The 18,591-nt window shown below is 32.0% G+C and carries 19 protein-coding genes; 6 read left to right on the top strand and 13 right to left on the bottom strand.

Going from position 1 to position 18,591, the window contains the following annotated elements; all coding sequences use genetic code 11:
- Positions 1-905: 905 nt before the first annotated feature.
- Positions 906-1,661 (top strand): signal peptidase I, encoded by a 756-nt coding sequence (gene lepB / locus WOO_RS00990; protein WP_014868840.1) that lies wholly within the window; start codon positions 906-908, stop codon positions 1,659-1,661.
- Between the two features lie 4 nt (positions 1,662-1,665).
- Here lepB and hscA read toward each other — a convergent pair whose 3' ends face one another.
- The 4 genes from hscA to iscU are packed head-to-tail and all read right to left on the bottom strand — an operon-like array spanning position 1,666 to position 4,674.
- Positions 1,666-3,441 (bottom strand): Fe-S protein assembly chaperone HscA, encoded by a 1,776-nt coding sequence (gene hscA / locus WOO_RS00985; protein ID WP_014868839.1) that lies wholly within the window; start codon positions 3,439-3,441, stop codon positions 1,666-1,668.
- Complete coding sequence (locus WOO_RS00980) at positions 3,419-3,877, bottom strand: iron-sulfur cluster co-chaperone HscB C-terminal domain-containing protein (RefSeq protein ID WP_044135388.1); 459 nt, start codon at positions 3,875-3,877, stop codon at positions 3,419-3,421. Before WOO_RS00980 ends, hscA begins: the two co-directional genes overlap by 23 nt.
- The gene (locus WOO_RS00975) at positions 3,870-4,274 is read right to left on the bottom strand and encodes a HesB/IscA family protein (RefSeq protein WP_044135472.1); all 405 of its coding nucleotides are present in this window, start codon (positions 4,272-4,274) and stop codon (positions 3,870-3,872) included. The genes WOO_RS00980 and WOO_RS00975 overlap by 8 nt, the downstream gene beginning before the upstream one ends.
- 7 nt (positions 4,275-4,281) lie before the next feature.
- Positions 4,282-4,674 carry a Fe-S cluster assembly scaffold IscU gene (iscU, locus tag WOO_RS00970; RefSeq protein WP_014868836.1) on the bottom strand — a complete coding sequence of 131 codons (393 nt, stop codon included), beginning with the start codon at positions 4,672-4,674 and terminating at the stop codon, positions 4,282-4,284.
- Between the two features lie 186 nt (positions 4,675-4,860).
- On the opposite strand from iscU, the gene ftsY reads away from it, so the two are divergent.
- A complete protein-coding gene (ftsY, locus tag WOO_RS00965) occupies positions 4,861-5,775 on the top strand; it encodes a signal recognition particle-docking protein FtsY (RefSeq protein ID WP_014868835.1) in 915 nt (304 codons plus the stop codon).
- 253 nt (positions 5,776-6,028) lie between these two features.
- Here ftsY and WOO_RS00960 read toward each other — a convergent pair whose 3' ends face one another.
- The gene (locus tag WOO_RS00960; RefSeq protein ID WP_025264333.1) at positions 6,029-6,415 is read right to left on the bottom strand and encodes a hypothetical protein; all 387 of its coding nucleotides are present in this window, start codon (positions 6,413-6,415) and stop codon (positions 6,029-6,031) included.
- A 933-nt stretch (positions 6,416-7,348) separates the two neighbouring features.
- On the opposite strand from WOO_RS00960, the gene rpsP reads away from it, so the two are divergent.
- Genes rpsP through trpS form a run of 4 tightly spaced genes read left to right on the top strand, consistent with a single transcriptional unit; the run spans position 7,349 to position 10,301 of the window.
- Complete coding sequence (gene rpsP / locus WOO_RS00955) at positions 7,349-7,669, top strand: 30S ribosomal protein S16 (protein WP_014868834.1); 321 nt, start codon at positions 7,349-7,351, stop codon at positions 7,667-7,669.
- Between the two features lie 9 nt (positions 7,670-7,678).
- The gene (locus tag WOO_RS00950) at positions 7,679-8,710 is read left to right on the top strand and encodes a polyprenyl synthetase family protein (RefSeq protein ID WP_014868833.1); all 1,032 of its coding nucleotides are present in this window, start codon (positions 7,679-7,681) and stop codon (positions 8,708-8,710) included.
- 10 nt (positions 8,711-8,720) lie between these two features.
- Positions 8,721-9,290 carry a nucleotide exchange factor GrpE gene (locus tag WOO_RS00945; RefSeq protein ID WP_014868832.1) on the top strand — a complete coding sequence of 190 codons (570 nt, stop codon included), beginning with the start codon at positions 8,721-8,723 and terminating at the stop codon, positions 9,288-9,290.
- A gap of 12 nt (positions 9,291-9,302) precedes the next feature.
- The gene (gene trpS, locus WOO_RS00940) at positions 9,303-10,301 is read left to right on the top strand and encodes a tryptophan--tRNA ligase (RefSeq protein ID WP_014868831.1); all 999 of its coding nucleotides are present in this window, start codon (positions 9,303-9,305) and stop codon (positions 10,299-10,301) included.
- A gap of 988 nt (positions 10,302-11,289) precedes the next feature.
- On the opposite strand, the gene WOO_RS00935 is transcribed toward trpS, so the two are convergent.
- The 8 genes from WOO_RS00935 to WOO_RS00920 form a co-directional block, all read right to left on the bottom strand.
- Positions 11,290-12,540 carry a pyruvate dehydrogenase complex dihydrolipoamide acetyltransferase gene (locus WOO_RS00935; protein WP_014868830.1) on the bottom strand — a complete coding sequence of 417 codons (1,251 nt, stop codon included), beginning with the start codon at positions 12,538-12,540 and terminating at the stop codon, positions 11,290-11,292.
- 856 nt (positions 12,541-13,396) lie between these two features.
- Entirely contained in the window at positions 13,397-13,735 is a 339-nt protein-coding gene (locus tag WOO_RS04135; RefSeq protein ID WP_232500387.1) for a hypothetical protein, read from the bottom strand.
- A 49-nt stretch (positions 13,736-13,784) separates the two neighbouring features.
- On the bottom strand, positions 13,785-14,024 hold the full coding sequence (locus WOO_RS04130; protein WP_232500386.1) for a hypothetical protein: 240 nt from the start codon (positions 14,022-14,024) through the stop codon (positions 13,785-13,787).
- Positions 14,025-14,176: 152 nt separating this feature from the next.
- Entirely contained in the window at positions 14,177-14,338 is a 162-nt protein-coding gene (locus tag WOO_RS04125; protein ID WP_232500385.1) for a hypothetical protein, read from the bottom strand.
- An 82-nt stretch (positions 14,339-14,420) separates the two neighbouring features.
- Complete coding sequence (locus WOO_RS04120; protein ID WP_232500384.1) at positions 14,421-14,759, bottom strand: hypothetical protein; 339 nt, start codon at positions 14,757-14,759, stop codon at positions 14,421-14,423.
- 39 nt (positions 14,760-14,798) lie between these two features.
- A complete protein-coding gene (locus WOO_RS04115; RefSeq protein WP_232500383.1) occupies positions 14,799-15,209 on the bottom strand; it encodes a hypothetical protein in 411 nt (136 codons plus the stop codon).
- Positions 15,210-15,413: 204 nt separating this feature from the next.
- Positions 15,414-15,671: a hypothetical protein gene (locus WOO_RS04110; RefSeq protein ID WP_232500382.1), complete on the bottom strand. Its 258-nt coding sequence runs from the start codon at positions 15,669-15,671 to the stop codon at positions 15,414-15,416.
- A 543-nt stretch (positions 15,672-16,214) separates the two neighbouring features.
- On the bottom strand, positions 16,215-18,572 hold the full coding sequence (locus tag WOO_RS00920) for a VirB4 family type IV secretion/conjugal transfer ATPase (protein ID WP_014868829.1): 2,358 nt from the start codon (positions 18,570-18,572) through the stop codon (positions 16,215-16,217).
- Between the last annotated feature and the right edge of the window lie 19 nt (positions 18,573-18,591).

Below are 18,591 nucleotides of genomic sequence, written 5' to 3'. Positions count from 1 at the left end.
AAGTTTTATCAGAATATTTAAAATAAATTGATTTTATTATACCTGAAATTATGGTGTGTGATATGTTTTGATTTCTTGATTTGCGTGAAAGGTCTAGTCCTAAAGGAGGGTAATTGTGGTGAACTTAGCACAAATCAAGTTACTTAAGGAAATGGCAATATTTTAGTGTTTGGTGATCTACAAGAAGCTTTGCTTTGTTTGAAAACTTGTTTCTGCTTTTAGCTTGATGAAAATGATGAATGAAAATGTTTACTAATGAGCTCTCTATGGGTTCAAAACTTTTAGTGGAGACTATTCCTAATTTCAGTACTAATGCTCATCTGTATGAGGTTTTTTGCTTTTCTTTACTGACTTTTTCATGAAACTTTCTGATGACTATAACCTTCAATTCTATAACTATGTGGCTGTAATAAATACTGCAATAGTAGTGGTAGCTGAGGTTTGAAGTAAAAAAATATTTCTATTAAGATTACGCTGTATCTAAAATTAACTAATGAGTTAGAGTAAACTGTTATGATAAACAGTTTACTCTAACTCATTAGTTAATTTTATTGTTACCTACAAAAGAAGCTCTATAGTATGCCTGTTTTTTTACAGAAACTTTCTACTAATTCTCTTGATATCTACAACTTCAGGTAATTGACGATCTAAAACATAGCCTTTAATATACTGGTTAAGAATCTATTAAGTTTCCTTATTAAGGGTAATTTGTAAATTTTAGCTTTTATCAAACTTCAAATATTTGCTCTCTAGAGCAAATAACAAAAACTTCGCGAAGTGTAAGTAAGCGGTGAAGCTAACTTATGTAACTCGGATTTAGTAGTGAAAAACAATGTCCACGAGTAAAGTTTTATGTTGTTACTTTTACGTATTATAATAAGCTATAATTTATAGGAAAAACAAAATTGAAAAAGTTAGAGAGATTAAGAAAAAACTTGGTAGCAAGAACAGGAAGGTTTTTATCTTCATTATTTTTTTTGCTGTTGATTGCACTATCAATACGTAGTTTTTTATTTGAACCATTTCATATCCCTTCTGGGTCAATGAAAAGCACTCTACTTGAAGGAGATTATATTTTCGTTAGTAAGTATTCATATGGTTATAGTAGGTACTCTTTTCCGTTTTCTCCGAGAATCTTTAGTGGCAGAATCTTTTATACTCCTCCAAAGCGTGGTGATATAATCGTTTTTAAACCAACAAGAAACGACAGTATCAGGTTCGTTAAACGAGTAATAGGGATACCAGGTGACAAAGTGCAAATTATAGAGGGAGAATTATACCTCAATAATCAAAAAGTAAAGCGAAAGCAAATTGAGGACTTTTTTGATTATGAATCAAATCGTAGCATACCAAGATACATAGAAACACTTTCACATGAGAGGGAACACGAAATTTTAATAGATAATATTTTCAATGAACTATCATATGATAGCCCGACTTATTGTGTGCCTGACAATCAATTTTTTGTTTTAGGGGATAACAGAAATAATTCTTTTGATAGTAGGTTTCCTGAAATCAGTTTTGTACCAATGGAAAATATAATTGGGCGTGTAAGCATAGTTGGTTTATCGTTTAAGTTGGGAAAGGTTAATTGGTTGCCATTTAATTTCAGAATACCTATTGCTCTGCGGTTGAATAGGATATTGCACAGTATCGTATAAAACTCTATCTATTTATTAATTTACACAACTTTAAAGAGGAATTTTTCAATTCAGTGATAGCGTTATTAATTTTGTTCAAGTCGTTTCCCTGTAAAGCATTTTTTGCGTTTTGCAATAGTTTTTTTAACCTTTGATTAATAGAAAGACCATTGTTGCTTTCAATCAGATGTATAAATTTACTTCCATTAACTTTGGCTTCTGCAAGAGAACGAGCTTTCATATCTTTATCAAAGTTATTTATTGATTGGTTAACCATGTCTTGAATATCGGTTTCACTTAAGCCAAAACTTGAATTTATTTCAACCGTTTGTTCAATGCTAGTGCTTTTTTCTCTTGCAGTAACAGTCAATATTCCATCAACATTAACTGTAAATTCTATTTCAACTTTTGCAGAACCTGCAGGTAATGGCGGTATTCCTTTTAGTTCAAACTGCGCTAGAGACTTGTTATCTTCTATCATTTCGCGTTCTCCTTGACAAACGTGAATTTTCATTGCCGTTTGCCCGTGAGCGTAAGTCGTAAACTCTTTTGTTTCTGAAACTGGTAGTGGTGTATTTCTTGGTATAATTTTTTCAACTATTCCTCCCATGGTTTCTATGCCAAGTGATAAGGGTAAAACGTCGAGGAGAATATTCCTATCTTTTAAGCCCGAAGTTAAAACATGAGCATGTAAAGCTGCTCCAATTACAACTGCTTTGTCTGGGTCTACATCACTTAATATTTTATTTCCAAAAAGTGTGACTAGTGAGTTTTGTACTAATGGTACTTTAGTTCCACCGCCAACTAAAATTACTCCTTTTATGCTATCAATTTTAAGATTTATATCGCATATAGTACGAGTGGTTATGTTGATAGTCTTGTTAACCAATGGGGTAATTGCCTGTTCGAATTCTTCTTTAGTAATTTTGCATTTAAATAATTCACCGTTAATATTGAAGCCAAAAATGCCTGATGTATTTTCGCTTAGGTATTCCTTGACAAGGCGTGTGTTATGAATTCTAATGTTACTAAGGTATGTAACATCGGGACGTTCTTCACTTAAACTTTCCTTTTCTCTATACTTAGAAAGCACAATTGAACTTAGTAGGCGATCAAAATCATCACCACCAAGTTCGGTATCACCGCCAACCGCAAGGACTTGAAACACTCCTTGATGTAACTTCAATATTGAAATATCGAATGTTCCGCCACCTAAGTCATAAACTGCGTATATTCCACTGTTATTATTCTTTTTAATCGAATGAGAAAATGCAGCAGCAGTTGGCTCATTAATTAAACGAAGAACCTCTATACCAGCTAATTTTGCTGCATATTTGGTTGCATTACGTGCTGAATCGTCAAAGTAAGCTGGCACAGTGATTACCGCTTTTTTTACTTTTATCCCTGTGGATTTTTTTACTTTTTCGCACAAAGCTTTTAATATCTCGGCAGAAATTTCAACAGGAGTAAGATATTTATCTTCTGCACATTTTATCCTAATAACTTTTTCACTTTCCTCATCTATTTCAAAATTGATACTTTCTTTATTTAAATCTTTGACATTTTTACCCATTAAGCGTTTTATGGAGTATATTGCACCTGGACCAGCATCATATCCTATTTTAAATATGTTATTTTCATATGAAATAACAGAAGGCAGTAATTCTCTCCCCTGCTCATCTTTAAATATTTCTACGTCACCAGCTTTATTGACTGCAGCAATTAAAGAATTGGTGGTACCAAGGTCTATGCCAAACACTATTTCATTTGAATTTGGTTCAGAGACTTGAATTGGACGCATTTTTCTTTACCTCTTCAAATGACTTATATAGATACTTCAATCTTAAAACTTGCATTACAGCTTCATCAAAATTTTTTACAGCAAAAGCATCAATTAAGTTTTTAGTGCAATTTTTTATCTTTTCATCAATTATCTTACTTGCAAATTGCAGGTTATCGCAATCTAGCAAGTACTCTCTTATTTCTATTGATTCATTTAGTATCTCGGAATTTGTATGATTCTCTTGGATTTTCACGCCAAAAAGATCCAATAAATGTTCGGCCCGTTTTAGTGGAGATTTTAGCACTTGGTAAGCTTTGTTTATACTTTTCATGTTTTTGGACTTTCCTTTATTTATATCAGTCTTGCTTAGTTCAATATATTTTTTCTCTAGCTCATCAAAGTTGATATTGAAAACTGGCTCAATTTCAAGCAATGAAAAGTGGTTTCTAAACATGAAAACTTTCTCCGCAACCACATTTTCCTTTCTCATTAGGATTTTTGAAAATAAAACCTGATGAGAATTTTTTCTCTACATAATCTATTTCAGAGCCAAGGATAAACATGATAGATTTCGGATCGATTAATACCTTGACTTTTTGACCGTTACTGCATCTTTCTTCAATTACCGACTCTAAAGGACGAGTATCATATGCATATTCGATGTCATATTTTAAACCGGAACACCCTTTTTGTTTAATTAGCACTCTTATTCCTATTGCTTTTTCTGATTTTTTAAAGTTATCATGCTGTTTTTGATCCAATAAATATCTTATCCTTTCTACTGCATTTGTAGTGATGGTGATAGGTTTTTTATCTTTCTTTACAGCATTTACTTCTTGATATTCGTCCATAACTTTTTTAGTTATTACTTTTACTTTGTTTACTTTGATAATCATGAATAGCAGCTTTTATAGCATCTTCAGCAAGTACTGAACAGTGTATCTTTACTGGAGGTAAAGATAATTCTTTCACTATTTGAGTGTTCTTTATCTGTGTTGCATCTTTAATAGCTTTACCTTTAATCATCTCCGTGAGTAAAGAGCTTGAAGCAATAGCAGAACCGCAACCAAAAGTTTTGAATTTTGCATCTTCAATAACACCTTTGTCATTAACTTTTATTTGTAGCTTCATGACATCTCCGCATGACGGCGCGCCCACTAAACCAGTGCCAACGTTTGGATCATTTTTATCCAAGGAACCAACGTTCCTTGGATTTTCATAATGATCTAAAATTTTTTTGTTATAACTCATAGAATTACCCCCATAAACCACTATTTTACATTATAGCACATTTAGTTTAAAGACTAAAGAAAAACACACTTGTGATTAGCATATTTTATTCACAAAAGATGACACACGCAAGTATATTTGCTTTACAAATACATGTAGTACATGTAATTTTTTACATTAAGTTTAAATTTTAAAAGGAGTATTTACTTGAGTTTGTTTGGTAACTTTTATAAAGGCTTGTTAAAAACTTCTTCTCGCTTTAGCAACGGGGTGAAAAATATTTTTTCTGGCAAAAAAAAAGAAATAGATCAATTCCTTTTGGATGAGCTAGAAGAGCTTTTAGTGAGTATGGATGTTGGTCATAAAACTTCTAAGTTAATTATTGATAAGCTTGCGAGTATCAAGTGTGATAAGGAAGTTGAGCATAACGTTGTCACGCACCAATTAATCAATGAAATAGAAGCTATGTTGAGTCCTGTTATGCAACCGCTTATTTTGAATAAGAAACCACATATAATAATGGTATGTGGGGTAAATGGTAGTGGTAAAACCACAACTATAGGCAAACTCGCGTATAAATATAAAAAAATGGGAAAATCTATTGTACTAGTTGCATGTGATACATTTAGAGCTGCTGCTAGTGAACAGTTAAATATTTGGGCAGAGCGTTCTGGTTGTCCTATCGTTATTGGAGAATACGGCAGTGATTCTGCAAGTTTAGCATATAGAGCTGTAAGTCAAGCTATAAAAGACAACATTGATGTTGTTCTGATTGATACAGCAGGCAGGCTACAAAATAATGTAAACCTTATGGAAGAGCTATCAAAAATATATAGAACAGTAAAGAAATTAGATGATACTGCCCCTCATGATGTTATTTTAATTCTTGATGCAACCACTGGCCAAAACGCTTATAGCCAATTAGAAGCATTTAGCAAGATGGTGAGTGTGACTGGGCTAATTATAACGAAGCTAGATGGCACTGCTAAGGGTGGAGTAGTTATTGGACTTGCAGAAACTTATAAAGTGAAGTTGCTGGCTATAGGAATTGGTGAAAGTATAGAAGATCTAAAGGAATTTACTGGCAAAGAATTTGCTAAGGCGTTGTTTAACTGTGATTGAAGATTTATCTCAGCTCTTTTATATGTTTAAACTTAATTATTTTGTTATTATAAGATAGGTAGTTGCTGTTTTAGGTATAGTATAGTTTTTAAAGATCCATAATTTTTTACTTTTTTAACCTTTAGATTAGCATGTGGGATATTCTTAATTAATTTTGCTTGAAAGTATAACTTTATCATAGCTTCTTAAAGAAGCTGTTAATACTAAATTAACTAACTTTTTAAAAAAGGTAAGCAACATCAGCTGATAATTCCTATGTTTTTAGTTTTTCACAAGACTCAGGTACACTTCTTTTTTGTGCAAAAATATTTTGCAACAAGTATTTAACACTGTAATGATTATAGCTAATCGATATTAATATCCCATTTAATTGCTCTCTTCTTGGGTTTCCGTATTTGTTCCTGTTATCTAACTCTTGGACTTCTAGTAGAGTCAGTCTAGAACCATTAATTTTATAAATATAGCATTGCCGACAGCTTTTTTGCCATTGGTATTGCCTATTAGAAGTGACGCTGATGGATGTCAATGGAGGTATTAGTTCTACTTCAGATATTTCAAAAATGGCTAACTTCATTTCTAGGGGCAGACCTGTTTTAAATAACATACGAAACGTGGTATTGATTGCTATTTCTGCTTTCAAAATACAATACCGTATTTACCCTATGTGTTCTAAAGTTTTAAGGTCCTGCTGTTTTGTCTATTCTTGGTTATATGGCCAATCATTAAAAAAAATATCATACTATTTTGTAAGAATGATCAACTTATGAGCTCAGGTGCGAACCTGTATTATAATGCTTAGTTCTAATGTAAATTTAGCTTCACACATTGTTTGTGAGGATTGATAATTAGAAATTTTTGTGTTTTTATTTTTTTATTGTCATTATTAGATCAGCTAAAGATACTATAGATTAAAGCTTAATTTTTTGGTTTCTTTATCTTAGGAAGCTTTGCTCTTAGGTTGCTCTAAAGACTTTTCGCACAATAATAAAAATTATTGAAAGAAGAAAGTTATCCAATATTAGCTGTAATTCTAAGCGAAAGGGTAGACTTTCCAAGTTAAGTTTAGGTTCGCCATCACAGTTGAAATGCTTGGTACCTTAAACAGTATCTTCAATAGAAACTCTATCTGACTTTTTTATTCTTATTAAAAGAAGTTTGGAGGGTAATAATTTTGCATCTGGTAACGACTTTTATTAAAAGTGGTATGGATGTATTGCTTACTTCTGTTTTTACTACTATTTCTTTAATAACTATAGTTCAATTGTCATATGCGATGAATCTTTTACCCACCTACAGTATACTTTGACTGCAGAACTAACATATGTGTACAGCTCTCATAAAAGCCAGGTTACTTTCCATAATTACAATAGGGACTAGCTAAATAGGTAAAATAAGTTTAAACAGCGAAACCTAATAAACCTTGTAATATTAAGATAATTTTCATAAATTGAGCATGATGCACTTCAGACACTCTTCATATGTGCATTGTAAGGTGCAAAAGTTGTATAATAATTTATTTGACTTGAACTGCTTATTATATAAAGTTATAAGTAACATATGAATAAAGGTTAACATGGCAGTTAAAATAAGGTTAGCAAGATTTGGTGCAAAAAAACGCCCTTTTTATAGAATAATTGTAGCTGATTCGCGTGCACCAAGAGATGGACGTTTTATTGAAAGAATAGGGCAATATGATCCAATGCTAGCGAAAGACAATAAAAATCGTGTTGTGATAAAAGCTGATAGGTTAAAATATTGGCTAAGTGTAGGTGCGCAAGCAACTGAAAGAGTATTATGGTTCATCAAAAAAGGTCTTTTAGATTTAGAAACAGAAAAGAGAAAAATGGAACCAAGGGAAACAAAAAGGAAAAAAGTAAAAGAACAAGAGGCGTAAGTCTCTTTAATGCTGTCAGTAAATAATAATGATATATTAGATAATGTTGTATCTTCTGATTTGTCAGCTATGAAAGATTTTATCTTTAATAGTGTTGATAATGAAGATATTAAGCTTGCTGCTGATGTTATATCTCACCTTGTTAAGTCAGGTGGAAAAAAAATCAGGCCTAAACTCGTCTTTGTTATATGTAAAATGCTTGGCTATTCTAGAGAGGATAGAATTAAAGTTGCTGCATCGGTAGAATTTATACACAATGCTACTTTGCTTCATGATGATGTGCTTGATGAAAGTGAAGTGCGTCATGGAGTTGAAACAGCAAATAAAATTTGGGGGAATAAATCAAGCATTTTAGTCGGTGATTTATTATTGACTCTGGCATTTAGATGGCTTATAGAGTGTGAGAATTTAAACATTATTTCTATCCTATCTAGGGCATCGCGTTCACTTGTGAAGGGTGAAATAAAGCAGATGACGACATGCTTTAATCCTAACACTATTAGGGAAAACTATTTTGATATCATTGGAGAAAAAACAGCATCTTTATTTTCTGCATGTTGTGAAGCTGCATCTGTAATATCTGGTGCTACAAGTGATGAGATAGAGAGATTAAAGAGTTTTGGATTTAACTTTGGCATGGCATTTCAAATAATTGATGACATGCTCGATTATACTGCTAGTCAAAGTGCTTCTGGAAAGCAAGTCGGAAAAGACTTTTTTGAGGGTAAAGTTACTTTACCTGCTATTATAGCGTATGAAAAAAGCAGTACGGTGGAACAAAAATTTTGGGAAAAATGTTTTTCTTCAACTGAACGCGATTTTGATCAAGCATTGTACTATATTAATCACCACAATGCTGTTGAGCTTTCTATAGAGAAAGCAAGGCATTATATTAGCATAGCACAAAATAATATTAGTACTTTTTCTGATTCTCCTTATAAAACTGCTTTGATTAACTTTTTAAATGCGAGTATAGAAAGACAAACTTGGCTAGTTCTTGATATTTTTAGATTAATTGCTATATATTTATTAGGTTCTTAGGGGTAATGGTATGTCAAGTGGTAGTAAAGAAAAGGGGAAGAAGTTTACCGGTGTGGTAAATAAGCAGAAGAGTGAAGGTCAGCAAAATGATAGCAACAACCAAACTAGTGATTTGAACGAAGATCTCAGTATATTAAAAGAGCGCGCAGCTCAGCTTGAAGATCATTTACGCCGTGCTGTTGCAGATAACGAGAACGTCAAACGTATAATGCAAAAGCAAATCAGCGATGCAAGCGATTATGCAGTTACACAATTTGCACGTGATATAATAGACTCTTGCGATAATTTGAAAAGAGTAATGGAAAACCTGGAAGATGGTGATCCTGTTCATGAGGGGATTAAAGTAGCTCATCAAAAAATTATGAGTGATCTTAAAAAATATGGAATAAAAGAAATGGATCCAATTGGGGAACTCTTTGATAGTAATTTGCATCAGGCTATTGTAGAGAGAGAAGATAATGAAAAAGAGGTTGGTACTATCATGGAGGTTTTACAAACTGGTTATACTATTAAAAGTAGGTTACTTCGTCCTGCAATGGTTGTTATTTCCAAGAGATCTGCTGATTGTGAAAACAATTAGTAAAATAAAATAATGTGTAATATTGTTTTTTCAGGTGTTCAACCGAGTGGTATATTACACTTAGGCAATTATCTTGGTGCAATTAAGCAGTGGGTAGATTTACAGAATAAATATAAATCTTTTTTTTGTATTGTTGATTTACATGCAATTACAACCAATAAGCTTTCTGCAAGCGAATTAAAAGGTAATATTTTAAAAACAGCAGCAGCTTACATTGCGTGTGGAATAAATCCAGAAAAGTCCATTATTTTTAGTCAGTCCACAGTTAGCGGCCATACTAAGCTGGGTTGGCTGCTTGGGTGTTATACGCCAGTTAGTTGGCTTAACCGTATGACTCAATTTAAAGGTAAGGCTGGTGATGGCAAACAAAGAGCATCTTTGGGGTTATATAGTTACCCGGTACTTATGGCTGCAGATATATTGCTGTATCGAGCTAAATACGTTCCTGTTGGTGATGATCAAAAGCAACATTTAGAGCTCGCACGTGATATCGCGTTAACTTTCAATAATTACTATAAAATTGATCATTTTATCATACCTGAAATCCTACTTTTAGATTATACATCGAGGATAATGAGCTTAAGGAGTAGTGCAAGTAAGATGAGTAAGTCTGATTCTTCAGAAGGTTCATGCATTAACCTTGATGACACCGATGATCTAATTATTAAAAAAATAGGAAAGGCAAAAACAGATTCAATACTAGGCTTTGATTTTGCTACTTTAAAATACCGCCCGGAAGTAAGTAATTTATTAAACATTTATTCAGCACTCGGTAGTTTTGATGTAAGTAAAGTGTGTGAAGAAATGAATAAACATGATATGAAGTACTTTAAGAAAGAGTTAGCTGATTTAATCATCAGTGTCGTATCACCCATACGTGAGAAGATTAATGATCTCTTAAAATACCAATCTTATTTATATGAAATCTTAAAAAGAGGTACAGAAAAAGCAGCAGAGATTGCAGATCATAGCATAAAAGAAGTTAAGGATATTATAGGGCTTGTTCAATAGTTGAGTATTAGAGGTTTAAAGTACAAAGAATATAGATGTATTCTGTTTTTTATGTGGTTACTAACACTTAAATTTATCAAAAGCTTGAGCGAGTTATAAACTGATTTTAGGTGCTAGATTTGGTAGTTCTCTTCTAAATAAGAATTCAGAAAAAATGTAGGATATGTGTACATCTATCTGTGTATATTGAAGGTACGCTATATTTTTTTACTGAGTTTTGGTTGTTTGATAGAAAAGCCTGCAGATGAAGGTGGATTTTTTGAGTTCTCTAAATATCTTTGCCCTCAGTATAATGAGAGTATGAGTATGCGGAAGTAATTTTCCTGTAGTTAGCCAAAACAAAATTAAGTAAAACTTATTTTTTTATCGAGGATTTAATATTACCATCTTGTCGTCTATTTTGAATTTGTAGAATAAACATTGATATAAAAAATTTAGTTCATGCTTTTTCTGAATTGCCCAGTTTGAGGCCATCATTATCACGCAGGTTAGTTATATATCTCAGAACAGAGAAAAGGTGTTATGCTGCTACTTGCACCCTTGATTAAAGATGCTAGTGCATCTTATAATAAAGTGTGAGGTCTGCAGAAAATCTAGATAGTATAAGGTCACCTTGTCTATTTGTATCGATTCAAAACGTGACAATAAATTAATATGTGTAATAGAAGGATTGGTTGATATATAGGCGTTTGAAAAGAGAAACATATATTCTAGTATCTAGTATCTTACACCATGTTTTGGTAGATTATCTGCAATAAACATAAACAACTGGCTTAGTGCTAAAAGGACTTAGCTTTAGTGCTATTCATAAAAGAGTTGCAGAATCCAAGATTAAAGAGGTTAAATTTTAATCTTGTAGTAATAAAGGGTATATTATATGTTAGTGCGTTTTTGTATCAATATACTTTTACCTCTAAACCATTAACTAATATGATTGTAAATTTATGGGCATTAATTCAATAATAATAATGTTAAGTAAATTAAATACTTATGTAACTTCAATAAGTATTGTTAGAGGATTCTCTATATAGTGCTTAAAGGTATTTAAAAATTTTGCTCCCATTGTTCCATCAACTGTTCTATGGTCAGCTGAAAGTGTTACTATCATTATCTCTGCAATCTCTACTTTTTCATTTATAATAATCGGTTGCTTTTTGGATGCACCAACGGCCATAATGCAAGACTGCGGCGGATTAATAATAGCACTGAAAGCTTTTATACCAAACATCCCTAAGTTGGAGATAGTGACCCCTTTTCCTTGAAATTCTTCAGGTCTTAATTTTCCGGATTTCGCTCTGTTTACTAAAGTTTTCACTTCTCTTGATATAGATAAAATACCTTTTTTGTCAGCATCTTTCACTATAGGAGTAATTAGGCCATCTTCAAGTGCTACAGCAACTGAGATATCTATATTTGAATATCTTACTATCTTGTTATCTATCCACGAGGAATTTATGTCAGGAAATTTTTTTATGCTAAAAGCCGCAGCTTTAATAATTAAATCATTAATTGTTACTTTATTGTTTTCGTTTGCTGAGTTGATCTTATTTTTGAGCGATATGAGGTTGTCAACCTGGCAGTCTACAGTTAAATAAAAATGTGGAATATTCTGCTTAGATTCAACCAAGCGCTCTGCTATCGTCCGGCGCATGTTACTTACTTCGATTATAATGTCTTCACTTAACTTTTTACGGCTTTCAATTTGTGTACTATCATCTAAAAGTTCTAATACATCAGCTTTAACGATACGACCATGCGGGCCTGTACCTTTTAGGTGCGTTATGTCAACACCTTCACTTTGAGCTATTTTTTTAGCTAATGGGCTTATTTTTATTCTATCTTCTACTACTACCTTGTTGGTATCTTCTTCTTTTCTAGGTCTTAGTGTTAAGCACTGGGATGATGTTGGAAGATTAGTTTCAATTTCCTTTTCAGGTTTGATATTAGTAACAGAAGCTGAAACGTAGTTATCAAGTGCATTCCAATCTTCCTCCTCTTCCAGCATTATAGCTATCGGTTGATTCACAGGTACACCGCTTACTCCTTCTGACACTAAAATTTTTGCTAAAACTCCTCTATCTACAGATTCAAGCTCCATTATAGCTTTGTCGGTCTCTATTTCAGCAATTATATCACCTACTTCTACTTTGTCTTGTTCTTTTTTGTACCATTTTACGATTTTTCCTCCTGTTTTACTCATTGTCGGTGAGAGAACAGGCATTAATATTTCTATGGGCATTAACTTTGTATTTAAAGATCTATTCAATTTTTAATTTACTCTTTATCTTGTGTCAATCTAATCGTGAATTATTATAAATGAGTTTGTTATAACAGAAATAAAAAAGTGCAGTGAAAGGTGATGTTGCCATTTTTTTCCCGTGATGCTAAAGCATGGGTACAGAGAGGATTATGTGAGAAAGTTGATTCAGTTAGTAAAAGGTTTGAATTAACAGTAGTTTTCAAGCTTTCTGTAGCTATCTCTTTGAACAGAGTAGAAAAAAAGTGTACTAATTTTTTTGATGCTCTGGGTAATCTTTTTTCTCCGTGGTGCTGTTGTATTTTCCACAGAAACTATTCACCATTTCTTCGGTAAATGAGCTTATAATTCTTGTATAGTATCACTTCATTCTCTTAGCGATTAGTTCGCTTTGAAAATTAACCTAAAAATTTTGCTATTTTCTTTTTTAACTTCACTTTTTGTTTTACTTTCTATGCCTGTAATATCAATCTGATCGACTTTCTCTTTTATTGAGTTGATATGTTTATAATGTCTGATATTTGGATCTTGCAACTGCACTGTTAGTTATGCAAAGGGTAATTAAAATCAGATATTTAACTTGCAGCACGCTTATGTATAACCTAATCTAAGTAACTTAGTATGGTATTTAGCATTAAACTCTATTAACTCAGAAGTTTTGTTTTTTAGCGACATAAAATACTTTTCTCATTTACATTAGTTACACCTTTTTATAAAGTACAGCAGTTAAACTTAAATAGTAAATTTATACGTAGTTATTTTAATTAGTTACTAAAATGAGAAAAAAGCCTGAATTTTAGCCATTTTAAGTGATAGTTAAAATTTATGACTTATTATGTTATGACCCTAGCAGTTCTTTTCTGACTTTTTCTTCGATTTTTTTTCTTATATTTACATTAAGGCTCCCTACCGAAGAATTAGTTATAGTTCCGAGACTATAGAGATTTTTTATTGTTTTTTTAATGAAGTCACTTATTTCTTTTTTGTTGAATTTCTCAATAATAGGTTTAATCTTCACATACTCTGGAGAGCCTTTGCTATAAACCCCTTTGCTTTTGTCAATGCAGCCACCTACACCAGGTATACTGCTTCTAAAATCACTGGTACAACTTACCGTTTTATACTTGATTTCACCATTTTCTATATATGCAATTTGATTATCTTGTATAGATTTCAATGTATTTGCTGTTGTTATCTTTTCTTCTAGTCTTAAATTTTTCTATAAATTACTGTTTTTTTGTAGCTTGTATTTTCAGGACATATCTTTTATGTTTACTTTCGCCCGCAACGGTGATTGATTTCTCACGATCTTGCTTATCTAAACTACACATTTTTATAAAAGTGGATTTCCCGTTTTTACTTGAAATGTGGTTTTCGTTATTACTTCTTTCCTCTATAGCTCTAATTTTAATTAGAGGATAATCAGGATCAATTCTTAGTTTAGTCTTAATATAATCTCCTGGCATTCCTGATCTTCTCTTAGTAGAACATACATGAGATTTACAGTTAACAGATGTGTCTGCTATATGACCTGCTTCACCACTTTCCCCATGCTTCTATTTCAATAGAATCAAACATTATTGATAAATCATCTGTATAAATATCTTTATTTTTCGAATCATAGAATTTTTTCACTCTTTTTCTCAAGTTCTTGCTTCAGTTGTTTCTTAGTTATTTCTTCCAATCTCTTTTTTGAACCTTCCAAGTCAAACCTACATAATTTATTAGCATAAAAAACCTCTGTCGTGTCTGCTTTGATTGGCTGGTCTTTTAATTGCATACACTTCTATGTTTCTTGGTGCTCTTGTCTTTGCATTCCACTTCCTCATACTTCAAGTAAAATGGATTATTATCCTTTTTATTCAAGTATTGTGTTGAACGAGTACATGTTCCATTAACGCAGATGCAGCCATAATTATCCTGGTTACAATTTTTTCTTCATGCTTTCCATCTATTAGTTTGTATACTACTTTCAGCCTTTTACCAGATGCAAATGCTTCATCTATCTTATTATTTTGATTTATATAGTAGCTGCATTCTACCTTCTTTTGCTTATTTTTATCAAGAAAGAAAATATACCCTTGCCTGTTAAATATATATTCTATCCAACTCTTCTTGAGGTTTTTGTAGAAGGTTGACTGTTTCTTTTTCTTTGCTTGGAAGATAATAGAACTGATTTGATTTTTTTGAATAAACAGCATCGTATTTAATATATTTTGTCTCCATTAGCTTTAATGGTATTATCTCACTTTCTCTTTGAAGTGCATATTCCTCTGGTTCTGGCTTCTAGCCAGAAAGACAGAGTATTTTGCTTTTGGTATTTTTTTGTACTTTACTTTTACTTTTGGATGCCCTAAGTTATCTAATTTGCACTTACCTTCTGTATTAAACTCTTCACATTCTTCTTTAGTATCAGGAACATAACCATATTCTTTCAGAACTTTAAATTGTTGCATATTATTTTCTAATATACCTTTTATAATATTGTCAACATTACTTTTATTATTAGTTGTTTTCGCTACTATTGCTGTCTTTATTACTGTTAAAGACAGAGGGCTAATGTTTGTAGTAGAATTAGTATTAACATCGAAAGTACAGGAACCATTTTTATATTTTTTATTTACTTGACTTATGCAATTTTTTCTGTTCATCTTCATTCTTATCTTTAACGTATTACTCTGTTTTCCTTGCATGTTACTTTGTACTATCTCTACTACCTCAGGTTCCGGGGCTGGTGGTGCTGGAAAACAATGGACGAACTGCGGATTTTTTTCATTTATGCCTTGAGTTCCATAGTATTCAGCGCAGAGCTTACCTTTTTTCTATATGTTATAAAGTAGTATGTAGTGCTATCTTTAATCTTTATTTAAAATAAAATGTTTCTTAATTTCATCTGTAGTAGGAAGCTTATCATTATTATCTTTTTTGTACTTTCTAGAAAAATCTAACTCTTTTTCAATTTTTCCATCTTCTATTGTTAGATCACTGACTATTACCTTAACCTTAGGTTCAAAGTAATCATTATTTTCATTCGTTATAGGAACAATTTTCACCTTAGGAGGTGGGATCGTAAGTTGTTTGCAAAATAGAGGCGGACTAGGAGCAAGTGGCACGGGAGTACATCTCACTTTTGTTTGATAACAAGTGTCACAAAGGTTACTATAATCTATAATGCTAAAATCCCAAAATTTCGTAAATCCAGATTTACGAGCACCTTTTTGACTACAAGCACATATTTGGGAAGTTTGGCAAGTCTCTCTTTTTCTTCATCAGATATGTTACTGTCAATCACACCATCTGCCATTCCCATTCAAGGCCTTTCCCAATTTTTGTTCTAACGGATGTCTTATCTCCTTCCCAATCGATAAAAGCTGCTGCTGACACTCTGGCTCCTATACTTTGTGTTCCATATATTTGCAGTAGGATTCTCCGCTTTGTAAGTCATAACAGTAACTTTTTCCGTTATAAGCACATACTCTAATTTTAGGATTAAAGTAGCCATTTACTCCTTGATCTTTTATTGCTATTATCTTAATTTCTTTTACCTAATTACTAGCAAGCATTCCTTCAAACCAAGTATTGCTCTTTACAAAAGGTGGACAATCAGCATACCCTTGATACGAAAGACTAAATATCAGAGAAGCATGAATGAAAAATTAAATCTTACACTTTTCATAAAACACCGGTAACCATTTATTAACTTTGTCGCCTTTTTCCTTTATCGCTTCATACATATACTTTATAGTCTTTTTATTAGCTGAGAGGACGTACATTTCTTGTATATTCTTCAAGTTTAAATTTAAAGTTATTAACCCTTTATGTTGCTTTATTAAGAATAAACCTTCCTGTGTTGGAGTTTGCAAAATTGTATTCAGTTCCTCTTTCGATAAAGAAAATGCTTTCATGTATAATCTATTTGCATTGATATTTGGCATCAAAATTCTTGTATCGACATGCTTATCTAAGTATTGAGTAAATTTGCTAGTAAATGCTAAATTTAGGTTTTCAGTACTTGAAATTACCACGACATTTAATTTTGTCATTCTTTGCATCCAGTTATCAAACTCTTTCTCTGTGGAAAAAATATTGCTTATTTCCCATGCTTCATCTAAAACAAGTATTACAGGTGAGCCATCACATTTTGCTTCGAAAGAGTATAAAAAATAGTAAAGTATCACGGACATACATTCCTTTCGTTTTGTGAGGTTTGCAGTATTGAGAGATATAGTTTTTGTTTTCCAATCGATATCGGATTCACCACCTTGAAGTAAGTAAGCAAACTCACCATCACCACACCATTTACTTATTTTACCCCCGAGGGGTAAAAGCATCTCAGAAATTTTAGAAATAGAACGCAATTCTCTTGGTACAGTAAATATAGAATCTACAATTTTTTTTATCTTTTCTTCTATGTTTACTAAGCTTGTATCATCTATCATCTTTTTGATTAACTTAATCAGCATATTGCGATTGGAAGCGCTATTTTCAATATTTAATGGGTTAAATTTTAGGCTTTTATCTTTATATTTTGGGTCAATTATGTAATATTTACCACTCACTGCTTTAGTAAAGATTATTGATTTTCCAGTGTTATCCAGTATAATAATTTTAGGATTAAATTTTCTTGACTCAGATAGTAAGAAATTAATTAATGAAGTTCTGCCAGAATTTGGAGCTCCAAGTATTGTAGTGTGACCATTGTTTTTCTTCCCATGAAAATTAAAAAAATAAGGGCTTCCTTTTTTTGAAAAAAAGATCGTCACTGCTTCTTTCCATCTTCCTCCTTTTAATGTACCTGATGTAAAGTCATGTAGCATAGCAAAGCTGCAAGCGTATTTTGCTAGTATACTTTTTGGTTGCGTAATAAAAGTAAAATTGCACGGAAGTTGTGCCCAAAAATGATTTTCCATATGTAAATCAGTTCTAAACATCATCAAACCAATTGACGACATTACGGAGGATAGGCTGCTAATATTTTCAATTAATCTATTTCTATTATCTGCAAAGATTGCAAAAATAATTTTTTGTTGACAAAAGTTAATAGCAGAAGTTTGTCCAAGTTCTATTATTTCCTTTATTCCTGAATTTTGAAGTAGAGTATTGTCCTCACTGATTTGCAGCATATCAATTTGATTTTTAAATTCTTTAACTGCTTTATTGTTACTAGTAAATATTATTATTTCTGTAATAATAAACTCAGAGTCAAGCTGTAAACACCTGTCTATATTCTCTAATGGAATTTCCCGATATTCTTTTATGCAAAAGATAGAGCCAAACTTTTGTTGATTTTCAAATGTTGTTTGAAATGTATTAAAGCCAAAAGCTACCTTTAAATCTTTAATGTGTTGCGACAGATCTATTTCACGTATTGGATAATCTTTGTGTGTTAACGTAACGATGTAATGGAGAAATTCTGTCATTTCAGAATATACTCTACCCTCACTAAACCTAAGACCAAGCTTCTTGGCCCCGAAAGGTTTTAAATCACTTTGAATTAAATCAGTTACCTTCCTTAATTCGTGATGATTTTCTCTTAATGACAGCTTATGCTCATTCTTTATTCTACTGAGAAAAAACGAACTATTAATATACTTACCGAAATTGCTAAACACTAGTACAATATATAGCTCATTTATATAATGTAATTTGCTGTCAGTGAGTTTATTAAACCAAGTTGAATGTAATTTATCAGAAAAGTCTCCAGTTTTATTCCATTTTAAGCGGAATTTGTTACGCTTTCTAACAGTATGAACCCAAACGGTAAAATATAGGCTATTGATATTTTTTGATATACTTTTTCTAATTTCAGTTCTAAGGTCACTATAGTTCTCAGCAGAGAAATAGTCTTCTAACTTGATTATTTTTAATAATTCTCCCTGTTTTGTTAATATGGTTTCTTCATTATAATGGCAGGAGTAGGGGATAAAATCTAAATCAATACTTTTTAATAATGCTAAATTTAATTTATTTTTTCCACCAAGCTTAGGATTAATTGTTAGTATTTTTGGTTGCATATAACATCGTGTACATTTA

It is taken from the genome of Wolbachia endosymbiont of Onchocerca ochengi (assembly GCF_000306885.1).
Taxonomy (GTDB): Bacteria; Pseudomonadota; Alphaproteobacteria; order Rickettsiales; family Anaplasmataceae; genus Wolbachia.
Note: the sequence above shows the minus strand (reverse complement) of the source record. Positions and strands in the feature narration are given on the sequence as shown.